This window comes from Allocoleopsis sp. (genome assembly GCF_036703385.1).
Taxonomy (GTDB): Bacteria; Cyanobacteriota; Cyanobacteriia; order Cyanobacteriales; family Coleofasciculaceae; genus Allocoleopsis.
Map to the genome: position 1 here is coordinate 1 of NZ_DATNPA010000770.1, position 2,022 is coordinate 2,022.

The window sequence follows — 2,022 nt, forward strand, 5'->3', positions numbered from 1 at the left end:
TGCGTTTCGCCACTAGCCCCGTTGTAAGTCATGGAAAGTGCGATCGCTATACTGGTAGGCGAGACAAAGACATTCTTGTTGCTGTCCTGTTTGAGTACTTCTTGGAACAGCTTGAAACCAAATTTTGTATTCGCATCAACAAGCTTTGAATCCACGGGTCGATTGGGCGCTTGTGCCATTAAACGTGAATTTTCAGGTTTTTGGGAGTTATGCAGGGAGTCAAGGGCGTCGATTTTCTGCGCCATCAACCCTCCCACTAGCCCTGAGAGAACAATCCCTGCTGCCACAATAGCACCCACTCGATTGAGTATTTCCCGATTCATCTCACTACCTCACTTGCTGATGCATTTCCTCTTTTAAGATGACCTGTTTCAGTGAGAGGTGTTCCAGTGGTTACAGTTTTGGCAACTACTCTAGTTAGTTTAATCCTGTTTCTTTTATTTTTTCCTCAATCCGGAGGAGTAGAGGTAAGTAAGGAATTATAACGCGGTAAGAAAGAATTTCTGAGCAATTAGGCTAAACACTTGGCTCGTTCTTTTGCCAGCCTAGCACATGCTTTATATTAGGCAATTTCCACGTTCTGACAGGCTTAGGCAGATTTGGATCTAACTCTTTCGCCTTTTGCCACGCTACTGCTGCGTCCTTCAACTGGTTTTGAGCATAAAGAATCGTACCTTGGTAAAAATGAGCGATCGCATTCCTAGGATGTACAGCTAACACTCCTTGAATCGCTTGGTTAGCAGCCACCTTTTTTCCCCTGCCTTGCTCTATCAGTGCCAACCCTATTTTTGCTTCTGGCAAGTCTGGTTTTAACTCCAAAGCTTTATGATGAGCTTTAAGAGCAGCTTCCATATTACCCAAGCGTCGCTCAGCTTCGCCTATATTCGTGTATGCCTCTGCATGGTTGCGGTTATTCTGAATTGCATCTCGATAGCAGTTTATTTTGCTTTCCAGATAATCTTTTTCCTTGTTGCTTAGGCTAGTGTTTGTCAGCAGGTGAGATAACGGATCGTTAACTAGAAATCCGTTACAGAGGTTAGCCTCTTCAAAATTGGTGACTTTGACTGAGCCATCGAAATTCGTAACGTTGACTGAGCCATAGTAAAAGGAAAGCATAGTATAAATCAGGCCAATCACAGTGATGATAAGCATAATCAGATTAGCCCAGCGCTCAATCCCTTGAATTACCTGCTTAACTTTAGACATAAGCGATTCAATTACTTGGTTAACTTCAAGCATTCTTGAGGATTCTTTTTCGATCCATAGTGTCGTTATTCGCTATGAGGGGGTTAATCGGGTATCTCCCCATCAATACCTTAATTACATAAATTTATTGAGATTTGGCACAATTTTGTTTTGGATTTGGTCAATTACTGTCATAATTCCGTTTTCACGGTTGTCGAGAAGGGAAAATTTTACTTCTTGCAAGTAAGCCGCAAGATTGTCATGCAAAATTGGCTTTTCCACATGAGCTGTGTGATTAGTGTCCCAGACATCCCAAAGAATGATGCCTACGCCAACCGTACAATCTAAAACCGCTGCCCCTAACTTCCCAGCCAGAACTGCACCCGTCTTTGTAGCAACTTTCGCGCCAGCCTTACTAGCCAGTTTAGTAACAACCTTACTACCAACTTTTAAGACAAGCGGAGCAACTAAAGGCTTGAGAGCTAGATAGCCACCTCCACCAGCCAACACCTTCAAAGAAAGATTCGAGATTTTACCTTCAGTATCATTAATGGTGATGGCAATCTCATTGAGATAGCGCTCCCAGTCTGCTTGGGGTAGGTTGTAACGTACTGGAATACTGTTGATGTTCCCCTTCAACTCATCCAGGTAGTGCTTAACAGTTTGTTGGGTTATGCGTTCTAGTCTGAGTTGGGACGTTTGCGGTATGAGTACCCGTTTAGCAAATTCTTTCTGAAAATCCTCAGTAATGACTTCAGCAACTTTTTGTGCTGGGGTTGGATTATTGGGATTTAGTAAACGACTTGCACCTGATGAGAGTTGAACAAAAAGGCTCTT

Annotated in this window: 2 protein-coding genes and 1 pseudogene; all 3 read right to left on the reverse strand. The window is 43.0% G+C overall.

Features of this window, described 5'->3' with window-relative positions:
• The coding region (locus V6C93_RS36100; RefSeq protein ID WP_333481520.1) for a serpin family protein at positions 1 to 323 on the reverse strand (323 nt) is incomplete at its 3' end.
• A 193-nt stretch (positions 324 to 516) separates the two neighbouring features.
• Positions 517 to 1,206, reverse strand: a complete 690-nt coding sequence (locus V6C93_RS36105) for a tetratricopeptide repeat protein (protein ID WP_333481521.1) — start codon at positions 1,204 to 1,206, stop codon at positions 517 to 519.
• A 114-nt stretch (positions 1,207 to 1,320) separates the two neighbouring features.
• Positions 1,321 to 2,022, reverse strand: a pseudogene (locus V6C93_RS36110) (hypothetical protein); the annotation flags it as partial.

Coding starts and splice junctions, on each gene's coding strand:
- V6C93_RS36105 (WP_333481521.1), bottom strand. CDS start 1,206: ATGTCTAAAGTTAAGCAGGTAATTCAAGGGATTGAGCGCTGGGCTAAT.